The sequence below is a fragment of the Bacteroides cellulosilyticus DSM 14838 genome (assembly GCF_000158035.1).
Taxonomy (GTDB): Bacteria; Bacteroidota; Bacteroidia; order Bacteroidales; family Bacteroidaceae; genus Bacteroides; species Bacteroides cellulosilyticus.
The window spans coordinates 448473-460339 of sequence record NZ_EQ973492.1; the positions used below are offsets into that span (position 1 = coordinate 448473).

Annotated in this window: 9 protein-coding genes; all 9 read right to left on the reverse strand. The window is 40.4% G+C overall.

What is annotated here, in order from left to right; genetic code table 11:
• On the reverse strand, positions 1 to 1623 hold a 1623-nt coding region (locus tag BACCELL_RS19940), incomplete at its 3' end, for a fimbrillin family protein (protein ID WP_007213839.1).
• Between the two features lie 23 nt (positions 1624 to 1646).
• On the reverse strand, positions 1647 to 3356 hold the full coding sequence (locus tag BACCELL_RS19945; protein ID WP_007213840.1) for a fimbrillin family protein: 1710 nt from the start codon (positions 3354 to 3356) through the stop codon (positions 1647 to 1649).
• A 7-nt stretch (positions 3357 to 3363) separates the two neighbouring features.
• On the reverse strand, positions 3364 to 4632 hold the full coding sequence (locus tag BACCELL_RS19950) for a hypothetical protein (protein WP_169309608.1): 1269 nt from the start codon (positions 4630 to 4632) through the stop codon (positions 3364 to 3366).
• Between the two features lie 218 nt (positions 4633 to 4850).
• Positions 4851 to 5945: a fimbrillin family protein gene (locus BACCELL_RS19955; RefSeq protein WP_007213842.1), complete on the reverse strand. Its 1095-nt coding sequence runs from the start codon at positions 5943 to 5945 to the stop codon at positions 4851 to 4853.
• A gap of 13 nt (positions 5946 to 5958) precedes the next feature.
• Positions 5959 to 7104 carry a hypothetical protein gene (locus tag BACCELL_RS19960; RefSeq protein WP_007213843.1) on the reverse strand — a complete coding sequence of 382 codons (1146 nt, stop codon included), beginning with the start codon at positions 7102 to 7104 and terminating at the stop codon, positions 5959 to 5961.
• A 9-nt stretch (positions 7105 to 7113) separates the two neighbouring features.
• On the reverse strand, positions 7114 to 8130 hold the full coding sequence (locus tag BACCELL_RS19965; RefSeq protein ID WP_044154154.1) for a FimB/Mfa2 family fimbrial subunit: 1017 nt from the start codon (positions 8128 to 8130) through the stop codon (positions 7114 to 7116).
• 100 nt (positions 8131 to 8230) lie between these two features.
• The gene (locus BACCELL_RS19970; protein ID WP_007213845.1) at positions 8231 to 9973 is read right to left on the reverse strand and encodes an Mfa1 family fimbria major subunit; all 1743 of its coding nucleotides are present in this window, start codon (positions 9971 to 9973) and stop codon (positions 8231 to 8233) included.
• Between the two features lie 71 nt (positions 9974 to 10044).
• A complete protein-coding gene (locus BACCELL_RS19975) occupies positions 10045 to 11412 on the reverse strand; it encodes a DUF3868 domain-containing protein (RefSeq protein WP_007213846.1) in 1368 nt (455 codons plus the stop codon).
• 34 nt (positions 11413 to 11446) lie between these two features.
• A partial coding sequence (locus tag BACCELL_RS19980) for a DUF3575 domain-containing protein (RefSeq protein ID WP_007213847.1) occupies positions 11447 to 11867 on the reverse strand: 421 nt, incomplete at its 5' end.

The window sequence follows — 11867 nt, forward strand, 5'->3', positions numbered from 1 at the left end:
AAGATGCCCGATTACTCCGCCCGTATATCGTGTAGAATGTCCCTGGCTGCTATTCGTCACATGTATTACTGATCCTCCCGTGAGGTTACTCATTTTCATTAACGTACCATTGAACTGACCAATTACTCCACCTACGGACAAGATATAATAACTATTCTCATCTTGAGAATCTACTGTAACAGATATGTTATCAACCAATTGAATGTTGGATATATTTCCAGATTTTACCCAACCTATCAGTGCACCGATATTATATGCTGGATCATTTGTAGTTTGTGGAATAGTAACCTTCAATTCAGAATTTATCAAATTGACATTACTAATTATTCCTCCATCGCATTCACGAGCTAATATTCCCCATTCAGTTTTGATACCACTATCTTTACTATCTATTTTTGCATTTTCTATATCAAGTTCTTTTACCGTTCCATACAGGGTACTGAACAATGGGTGTGCCACACCTAAAATGCTTTTGCCTCCACCATCAAAAGTCACTGTATTGGGCAATTCTACTGATTGGAAAGTCCCATATTCGAAATCTACATCAGTCATGAGGTGCATTTCTTTCCGATACTCGTCTTTCTTTAAGACTGTTATTGGATCGCCTTTTTTCGTATTGCAGATATAGTCCTGCTCACATTGTTGAAGGGCATTTAGAAAATCCTGAATCTTGAAATCTTTATAATCAGGAATTTCCGGATCTCGATCATTCCACCACTCGTCATCCGAATCGTCTGGATGGATATTTCCTGTCAGATTTTCCAATGAGATGACATATTCCTTATTTGCCTCTAATTTATTTAATTTATCTACTTGAGAGATGGTAATGTAGGGATAGTCGTTACGCCGTCTCAACATAAACGTACTGTAATTGTCCGGAGCCAGATGAAAAGTGACCGTTCTTTTTCCGTTCTCTTCATTTGTAAATACTTGAGCGGAAACTTTATCGCTCTCCTCATGTACGAATTCAAATTTTAATGTATTATCTTGGAGAGTCAATTGGCAGGCATTCAGTAAGACTTGGGAATTCTCTTCCCCAAGAAATGTTTTATACTTCAGCCAATATTCTTCTTCATCGCCAATATCCTCTATAGTGAGCCGGGTGCAAAGGTGGCGAAACTTCAAATGTACAGCATGTCCGTTTTTTACATCTGCGACTTCGGCTTTCAGAGGGTCAGGATTGTTCTCTTCTGTTGTCTGGTATACGAAGCGATCTAATACTACCGGTTTCAAGGGGGTGTTGTCTGTAATAGGTCCATTCCATTTTTCCAGATAATAAGCAGTAAATGTCGCATTTACGGCATTCCATGGCCAGTTCATTGGAAAATCCGTTTCATTCACCCAACCTTCTTCTGTCAGCGTAAGAGTGGCGTATTGCTTTTCACTTTCACCCTCTTTATCAAGTTTGAATACTGCTGATACATGTATTACGTCTCCTGTTTTAAATTCTCTCTTGTCAGTAATGGATCGAGTTGTCTGCATGTCATATTGCGGACACTCAACTGTGAACTGTACCGGTACTCCTTCTCGTATATCTCTGCCGGATAAGGGTGCTAGTTCATTGTGGCAACTGCACAACACCAATAATAGCATACTATATATTATTCCTATCTTTTTATTCATACTATTTCTTTTTTATTGAAACTTTACTCTGCCTCTATAAAAATCACATGATTGGTTAAATTGTTATCAATAATCGTACCAGCATCTATTTTACCCACAATACCTTTATATTCCTCTTTCGGTAGCGGATAAAAAGGTGCTTGTACCATACCATGAAATTTGCAGTTATCTACTGAGCCATTTGTCATTTCTCCTGCCAAGATTCCCGAAGTACTTTTACAAATCATGATTGCTTGCCTCACCGTGCAATTAGTTATCTGTCCGCCACTGATCCTGGCAGCGATGCAACCGGAAGGTTTATCACTACTTTTACTTCTTACTGTTACAAATTCCATACGCAGGTTTTGCAAATATCCGCCATCAGTAATTTCACCAATTAGTCCCATTCCTTGCTCAGGTTCACTGTCTTTTAAGTCTAGCATAAGATTTTTCAGAATGTGATTACCACCATCCAATGTTACTCCTTCTACCAGCCTTTTGATAAGCGTACCGCTTGTACTCTCTATTTTGGAGCAGTCTATACTATCCCTAAGGTAGAATATCCATTTCTTTTGTTCTGTATAATCTCCATACTTTTCTAATGAATCTTGTTTTTCCTCGGGGATATCCTTCTTATCAGCAATATATGTGTTATACAGAGCAAGCCATTTCTCAAAATCATCGGGAGTGTAAATTCCCGGCAATTTGTCTACTTCTATTTTTGTCGGTTCACCCCATGGCTCTATTTCATGGGGGTACACTGTGGGTACGATACCATCCATCCGAATGGTCATTGGATACTTCCATCCGGATTTCAATTCAGGCAGTGTTTCTTTTACTGATCTAATTTTTTGTATATTGCCGTTTACATCAGTAGCCTCAATATAATCTATTTCCATCCCAGAAGGCAGGATTACCGGATATACAGTTCTACTTTCCTTTTCGGTTTCAGACAACTTATAATTTTCTATTTTGCGGGTTTTGAAGGCAGAAAGTCCAGTCGTTTCATTATCTGTTGGTACTTTATCTACTGTGAATGTAAACTGTTCGGCGTTTCCGTTCCACTTCCGGGTGATATGTGCACCGATAACTTTTTCAGTGAGATGTACGGTCAATGCTTTATTTTTTTCTGGAGTGAACCCTTTTCCTAAGAATATCAGCACCATCGAAAATTGATGGCCAAATGTATAATTCACATCTGAATATTGTCGCTTGGTAGCGGTGAGTATATCTTCTATTTGATAACCTCCATTTTTTTCATAATCTTCATTGAATATATGGATATAGTGGGTATGATCATCAGCTGGCAGGTAATTATCTGCTGGTTTTGCATCAGAATAGGGGTAGTAGGCGAATGTTAAACCTAATGTGTTCATTATTACATTTTGTACATTTTCCGATATGAATACAAATTTGCTTGTTCCAGAAGATATGGAATAAGATAAAGGTTCATTTTTCAGATATTCTTTATCACATGTTTCGCTGTCCGGATGACTACTTTGTGTGCCTCCTGCACATTTGTTTTTATGAAACGAATAGAAACCTATCTGATCACCTTCCGTAAAACGGATGTTTGTTCCAAGGTCGTCACCTGTTACTTTGGTTACCACATCAGTCCCCGCAATCTCTCCTTCTATTTGTAGGTACTTATTTGTGCCCACAATATTTTCCCATCCGCTTTCTTCGCTGCAAGCGGTGAGAAGAATGAGGAGTAAAACTCCTGTTATGGAAATGTACTTGATATCTGTTCTCATCTTTTACTTAATTTTTAGAGCACAAGAATATTTTATAATTTTCAGCATTTACTTCTGTATTTTGTATAACAATTATGTGTTCTCCAAAATCAATTTCAAATTTGTCGGATTCAAATAGTGGCATTGGCACATTGGTCGGTATTTCTATATCTTTCCATAATTTGAATTTCCACTGATTTTTATCCCAATTTCCATATCTCATCAATCTGTAGTTTGTCTCTGAGGAATTTTCATTGAATTCTTCCACCAGTGCCACAAGGTCACTCCAATCATTTATTCCACTTTCGTTTATCGTAGGATTGTCGGTCATTACTCTGCTCCATGGCCATACTTGAATATCCCCGAAAAGTAATTCAGGATTACCAAAATCTTTAACCAGCTTTACATCGATTATGAGGTGATACCCTGACATGAATTCCAGGGAGATGTTATCAAAAACGTTATCTTTTGTATAATACTTCATTCTTGCAGGCAGGAAGCCTGCGTATTGAGTCTTTTGATTCTCATCTTCATCTTGTATTTCGATTATCACTTTTAGCCAATAAGTGCTACCAAAAGGATAAGCACCGAAACTATGTGGTGGGAAAATCCACATAGGAGTAGAGTAATACGTTGTTGTTTGGGTATCCTCATTATTTGATTTCGTCAGTGGTTTGTTTTCAACAAGGCATGCATTATCAAAATTATATCCACCAGTTCTACCAATCACTCCATTATTTCTTCTGAAGATAGTGGAAGATGGGGTAACTGGATTATTTAGCGGTACTTTCACACTATTCAACCAGACATTAACTTCCTTCTTGAAAGCTTGCTGAATAGATTCATCGTCACTGTAAAATCGAAATGTCACTGCACTCATCTTGTGCACTAGCTCAAATCGGAGCGGTTGACCTATTTCCGGATTGAGGATCATTCCCCAGATTATATCCACTTCTTTAGCCTCCTCACTATTCGCGGGCGCTATCATAGCTTTATATCCACTATTCGTACTCATATTCGGATCCTCCGGACCAAAATAGAAATATGTAAAGTTATCAATCCATACTTCTATCTCATTATTTTTTTTATGAATGGTTGTCAGTGTAGGGTCTTGTACAGGATAATTCACAAGATTATCCAAATAGATAGTATCTTTTCCCGTAATATTTATATCTTTCCATCTCAACTTCTCCGTTTTGCTGTTATTGGTATATACATATCCGTATCCTTTTTCATCGAACTCACATATTGCACTTTGTATCTTTCCGGCAGATAACGACGGATAAGTGAAAAGCATAGTTCGGCTCTTTATCTTTTCATGCTCACCAGCCCGGGTGGCGATACTTGTTCCATCTACCGTAGCATAAATCATAATCGGGTCATCGGGATTAAATACCGGAATAGTATTTTCGGTTTCCTCTGTTGTACATGCTCCTGTCAGCAGAAGCACTGCAATGAGTAAAAATCCCGATAAAATAGAATATAATTTTCTTTGTGTATTCATATGTATATCTATCAGTTTGTGGGTGTAACAGGTCCTATTTCCATATCATCAACCGTAGCTGTATTCCAGGGTTTAACTTCTGCTGTCAGAACGATTATTTCTAAAGTATTGCTGTCAATAGACAGTGTCAAATTAAGTATGTGCGATGATTTCAATGTCAAAGTTTCTGTTTTAAACTTATATAGTACCTCTTCAGCATCATGTCTCTTTACTTGGAAATAGAGAAAATCATTACCTTCATTTAAAAAATTCTGTTCTGGTACAATTCCCTGAAAAATATATTCTTGATAAATAACTTCCTTACCTGTATTATCAGTTTCCGGTGTGGGGGCTGTCCTTGATGAGCAATACATTTGGATATTCTTTCTTTTCGGGTTATTGACGGGAAGTGCTTCATCATTTTTTGGGACTCGTACCGTACGGAGTGCGTCATTATCTATCACTCCTGAATAATCCACTTCATAATTCCTCAGCATTGCACGCATATAAACACCCTTTAAAGCATTTTCTGGAAACATTCCTTGATCGGGAAATTCGCTGACCGGGAGTTTTACCTTTACCTGTACCATGGCAAATGCGTGGTGAAATTTTAATTTTACGGTTTTGTCTTGTTCACTGATGAGTTGGCGGTGATGGGTAAGCAGTAAATCGGCATTTTTGAAGTTTTCCTTTGTACTTTGATCAAACGGTACTTCATTGAAATACTTATTGCCGGGGAAGTATGCTGCTTCAAACATATAATAAATAGATGTAGGATTCAAATTCTTCCATTTGAAACCCTTATTGTTAAAGGGAATAAACTTGTACGGATATTCTTCATCTAATGCAGTCCTTGCAGAGTCGCATTCGTAGATGTATGCTTTTTGGGAGTCATCTGTAAAGTCCGGAGTCGAATAACTCACCGGATTGTATAATCGGATTTGATCCCCTTTTTTGAAATAGGGAACCACATTCACTTCATCACTATTGTCTCCATTCATGGCAACACTGAATGTCATAGTTTCCGTGTCCTGCTGTGGAATGGTCACCGGAACTTCTTCTGATGAACAGGCACCAAGCACCGAGCACAGTGCTATTAATATGTATTGAATCTTATTATTCATCATTTTTTTAAGTTTGTTAGGGTATTTCAGTAGTGGAATTTACTTCTTCCCAGTCTCCTTTTATCTCTGGCTCTGAAATCCAGTCTACCACTTGTGCTTCGAGTTCCACTTCCCCTTCCGCTCCGGGTGATACGTCTGAAATTTTAGCATGAACCTTGACATGTGTGCCACGTACCAGTGATTCTAAGTTTGGGAATTGCTTGGGTGTTAGTTCATATTCTTGGCCATTTGATTCTACGGTTAACGAAAGCATATAGATTTGCTTGCCAAAGTCCGAAATCCAGTTCTTGGTTTCAGGCAAATAATAAGCGGTTGGATCTATCCATTTATTTTCTTGAAACTTTAAGTTAATCTCTTGGGAAGATTCATATGGTGATAATGCTGTTCCTTCCGGCATTTTATAATCTGTAACCCAAATTGTATTATCATCATCTTTAGGATCCACTTGTCCTTGAATTTTTATTAGAGTTTCCCAGGCATTATCGGTTATATTCGGAATCAGATAAGATTGCTTTGCTATATCTCTGATAGTCCATTTTTTTATCGTAATATTATTATTCATCTCAAAAGTAAAATCAAATTTCACAGCTGCGTAAGCCATATATATAGTTTCTTTTACAGTATATATGGATGATTCTCCTTCTTCCGGTTTCCAGCCTTCTGGTTGTGTAAGATCTACTTCGTATTTCTTGGAAGTAATGGGAAGGTATCCGTCGCTATTTGACTGATATGACTCCTTGATTTCTGAGTCAAGTACTAGCAGGCTCAGATTGTCTATAATCATTGTTTCATTTTCCCAATTCATCTTGTCTTTCAATATGTTTTCCACATTAGCCAGTGCATAGATACACTTCACACTTTGTGTAGTCTTCAGTCGCGTCCGATATTCAAAATTGTCTGTTGTAGTTTTATAATCCAATAACCTGTTTAACTCCACTTTCTTACTGTCTTTATCTATTACAATAAGACGCAATGTCTTTACCCGTTCACACTCGGGCTTATTGGAGTCGTCTTGAGGGGCAGCCAGCATCACATTAAGGTCCAACAACACAGGTTTGGGCTGTTGGATGAACTGTTCTATGTCCTCATTGCTTTGACAGCTGCAAAGACTGGAAAGTAGTAGGGTGAACAGAAGGATAATATGTGCTGTTTTGGTTATCATGGGTTGTTTTTACATTTCTATATTGTTTATACGTACGGTCCAGCCGTTAATGGTGATTCTTACATTAATCATGTTGCCGTTGGAGCTTTGCGTGAAGAAAAAGACGATAACGTATTCGTCCTCACGGTCCAGGTATTCTTGTTGGGGATGTTCACGGTCAAGCATTTTGTCCAGCGAACCTTCGGTAGGCATTAGCATGATATACTCTATGAGGTCTACATTGAGCCATACCTTGTCGGTGGTCTTATGCCGGATGGTAAGCCGTGGATGCGTACCATAAATCAGTCGATTGGTATTAAGTTCAGCACAAGTAGTGGTTAGTACTACGTTGCCTTCGGGGTCGTGGATATCGCCATCACCCAAGTAATAAGGGGAATAGGTGAGGGGTAATTCTTCGGTAACCGCTGTGTTGTTATAGGCTAATAGGGCGTTGTTGTCCGTAATGCTGAATTCAAACTCATCGGAGGGGACGCTGGAGGATGTATTGTTGGCGTCAGCCTGTATGATAAGACGGAAGGTATTGGTATCTTTCATTAGTGGAAAGCGGATGTCTGATGTTGCAGCATCGGGTATGGTTACGGTTTGCATACCGTAGAATAGGGGCACGAGATCACGGTCTACGTTTTGTGCTTCGGCATTCATCCGAACGCTGTAGTCCTTGATGCGTGAATTTGTTCTGTCGGCAGGAGCCAGGCAGAGGTAATCGTCGCTGTTCAGTCCGGTCCATGCCAATATCTGGTAAGTTCCCGGTTGTAGATCCAGCAGAATATTGTTTCTTCGGGCTTCTTCAGCGGAGATATTCATCTCCTTCAGATAGTTTCCTTCCTCGTCAAAGATAAATAGAGAGACTTGATCCGCTTCGTGTTGCCAGGCGTCGGCAAATTTCATGTTGTAGTCATAAACAAAATGCAGATAGTGCTCGCAGGGAGGAAGAACCTCGTGCACAAAACTGCACGCCGTCAACAGCAGGGAAAATGCCAGACCCATGACGGCTGAAACGGAATGTATATAAGCAGAACGTCTCATAATGAACTGTTTTTTTCAAGTAAAGGTTAGGAAAAAACAGCCGGAAGGCGGATGCATGAATGCCTTCCGGCAGAGTCTTCCTTATTTGTATGCTAAAGGATTAAAATTCAATATCGTTTACACGAACGGTCCAGTCTAAAATTTGAACATCGACTTCCATATAGGCTTTGTTCTGTTCGTCCGGCTTAGGAGGATTAACAGGATCTGGATCCGGTTCTTGAGGATCGGTCGGATTAGTCGGGTCATTAGGATGTCCGAGTTCTGAGATTTTTGAAATTGACAGTTTATATATATTGTTACGCACTACGGCAAATTCCATAATTCCCATATTAGTATTCTGTCCATTATCATTGTGGCGGTTCCAATAGATGTAATAAACATTGCCATATTTGTTCCCATCCACTCCCTGAATTGGGATTCTTTTGGCTTTACCGTTTAATGTCTCCCTGAGAGTCTTCAATTCTTCGCTTGTGGTGGGTTCGTTAACAGCTTCTAATGAAGTATTTCCCGAAATATTCCATGCTTCTTTGAATGAATTCCAACTGTTATAGAAACTTCCATTATATTCATAAAGAGCTGCAGTGCTTGCCTCATTGATAAAATCACCGCTAACTTTAGCCTTGAATACTACAGCTGTAGACAGTCCGTTTTGTTGAGAAGCTACGCTAGGAACAGTGTTTTCGGTACAGTAGCCCATGATATAATACGCAGGATCTGCTGTATTCTCTGGTTCTTTAAAATCTAAAGGTAAGTATGGCTCGTTATTTTCTTCTTTATCAATCTTGCTGTTGGCCAGTGGAGTGAAAAATAGCCCTTTTCTTATAGCCAAAGCTTCTGATGACTCTTTTCCGCCTTCTGTGATTTTTGATAACCAGGTCTTTTTACCGTTGGTACTATTCCAGTCACAGTCCACAACATAATTATTTACCGTTTCTGCACCACCATAAGTTATTTTAGTCTCATCCGGATCAGTACTGTCTCCTTCTTTCTTCGCTGCAACTCGTTTCAGGTGATAGAATGATTTGGAGACATTCATTAATTTATATCCTTCTAGTGTAACAGTCAGTTGAGTGGCATTTGTATTTCTATCTTTGATTTCATATTCATTTTCATCATTCGCGGCTTTGTAGTCGAAACGTGCTACAGCTCTTTCTACTTTGGCTGTGGCTGCCAGTTTATAATTTCCCTCTTCAGCTACAAAATGTACAGCCTGCTTTCTGTCGGGGCCACTATAATTTCCAGTTCCTACGTTGGTATCGGTCATAAAGAAACGTCCTTTGGCTTTATCGGCATACTTTGTTATAAACCCAGTTACAGTTTCTGCAGTAGCCATTTCAGATTGGTCTTTCCATCCTGTCTGTGTGAGCTTTCCGTTATAATAGTTGTATATCTCGGGGGTCGGATTAACAAACGCATAAACAGCATAGTATTTATCTGAATTTGTGTCTAATGTCACATTGTTTATACGGGCGGTATAAGATTTATCGTTTCCGTGTACACCCTCCGTTGTTTTATCTGGACTTTGTGCTATACCCACTGATTTCACAAAGCAGATTTCTCCTTCCTCTTTCACATAATATGTATCTTCTTGTTGCTCCTTATCTTTCACATTTACTACAACAACCAGTACTTCTTTCACAGAGTTTTCGTAATCTTGTCCATCTTCTGTTTCAGTCGAAGGACTGGCAGTTCTCGTAGTTATCGGCATCTTAATACTAACCTCCATATAATTCTGTGACGCAGTAGATGGAGGAGTATTCTCACCACCTTGCAATTTGTCGTCACTGCACGACCATGCCAATACAGGCACCAATCCTGCTAATAGTAAATTCCTGATTTTCATAATTGTTGCTTTTTATTTATACGTTAATTAAATATATGATCGTAACTCTTTTTAATTTATTGTTTATCAACTTACTTTCTCTCTTTCAGCTGTTTTTCCAGTTCTTTCAGCGTCTCTTTTGCCAGCTCTTTCTGCGGGCCTTCCATTGCTTTTTGCAGGTAGCGATGTGCAGCCTCTGCATCACGACGCATTAACGCTGCATTTGCAGCATTCAGGTTAGATACCGGATCGTCGGGATACATGCGTACGGCAATCTCAAACACTTCGTTGAATTCGGGTGTACCCGGTTCATAGCTTTGTGCCACCCGGTACATCTCTTCCAGACTTAATTGGCGAGGGTCAGTATATATCAATTCTTTGGCCTCCTCTACGGTGAAATTACGAATGGTATATTTCACCAGGTAATCCGAATGGCGTAGAGCAGGGAACCACTCACGCAGCATGAATCGGTAGACATCCCCACCACTTATCTCCATCAACTTCCGCTCTCTGCCGTCGAAGATGTCCGTTCCATCTATGATGGCGAGTATTTGCTCTTTTTCCGGAAGGTCCGAAGTTTCTGTCATGCGGCGTAATCCTTCCCAATCTTCGGGTTCGGATGACACGGAGAATTCGGCGTTGCCAAAATCATACAGCCCACGCACATAATTGCGCAGGGCTGTGGCACGTCCCTGCGCAAGCCGTGCATTGTTGCTATAGCTACCCTCAGGCGATGCATATCCTTTGATGTCGACGGCTGTGATGGTGGCGAAACGGTTGTTGCGTACCGAGTCGATAGTGGCCTGTATCTTTGCCAACTCGCGCGGGTTGTTGCGATATTGGGGATGAATCTCTGTCCGGTTGACGGGAAAATCGAGGAAGGCACTTCCTGCCAGTTGGCGTGTCTTCACTGCTTCATGCTTCGGAGCGATGTATTCTACCAGTAGTTGAGGCTCTTCCGGTTCGCGGAAGTCCATCTGTGCTACCGGTTCGGTACTTTGTTGCAACACTTCCCAACCGCAGCCACAAAGATCAGTAATGAGCTTTAGTTCAGACTGTTCCATCCAAGGGAGGTAGGGAATACGTACGTTGTATTCCATTGTCTGAGCGGTCTGTCCCTTACGTTGTACAACGTAACTGGCATTGCGTTTTTTGGCCGGAAGCCGTTGGTAAAGCAGATGCCGGGTGCGTCCATTAATCAGCATTGCGGGCAGTGTATCCTGATGTCCGCCACCCGAAAGTAGGGGAGTGAGCTCTACTGAACGGGAAGATTTTACAATGAGAGGAGTGAGGTCCAATGTCAGGTCTATCATCAGGAAAGAATCCACGCGTTGTACAGACTGTTGCCGTACAATCACTTTTCCTGAATTTTCTCCTTCGTCATGGGTAGCAGTCTGTGTTTGTGCCACAGATGTGTTAGTGGCAAATAGACAGGCTAGTATATAAATTGTTGGTTTCATTGATTTTGTAAGTATGTTGTTTGCTATTAGGAGATCAGAACATATAAACGAGGCTTACTGCCGCTTTCGTGGGACCCACATAATTCTTGTGTCCTTTATCGAGGCGTGTTCCACAGCTTGCACACGGATATTTGTCATACTTCACGTAAAGGTAGCCAACGCCCACTGAGGCTTCCAGATTCCAGTGCCTGTTCAGCAGCCATTGGTATCCGAAACTGATGCCGCCTCCTGCCATCCATCCTTGAAACCGATAATCGGCCAGCTCTGGAAAAATATCGAATGGCAATTCTATTCCGGCAGCATTAAACTCACCACCCAGTGTGTGTACACCTATAAAACCTTTATAAAACGGTTCGCAGAACCAATAACGGTATTCAGGTTGTAATAACCAGTGTTTCCATTGTTTGTGATTGCCAAATTCGAAAGGATTGATGCTTCCAAACAGAGAAATGGTA